1 pseudogene is annotated in these 255 nt (G+C 71.4%); it reads left to right on the top strand.

The features are described from left to right. Positions 1-16 precede the first annotated feature (16 nt). Positions 17-255 (top strand): annotated as a pseudogene (locus RYX56_RS23750) (hypothetical protein); the annotation flags it as partial.

The raw sequence follows: 255 nt of genomic DNA on the forward strand, positions 1-255 counted from the left end.
GGCTGATTTTCCCGGTGTGTTGCCAGGGCGCGGACCACGCGCTTTCCACGCCCGGTCGCCGGGCCTATATGCGCCCCCTTTGCCGGAGCCGCCCATCTTGCCCTTTCCCTTCACCCTGACGGCGACCGAAGGTCGCGCCCGGACCGGGGTTCTGACCACGGCGCGCGGCGACATCCGGACCCCGGCCTTCATGCCGGTGGGCACGGCGGCGACGGTCAAGGCGATGAGCGTGGACCAGGTCAAGGCGACCGGGGC

Source organism: Alkalihalophilus lindianensis (assembly GCF_032843265.1).
Lineage (GTDB): Bacteria > Bacillota > Bacilli > Bacillales > Bacillaceae_D > Alkalihalophilus > Alkalihalophilus lindianensis.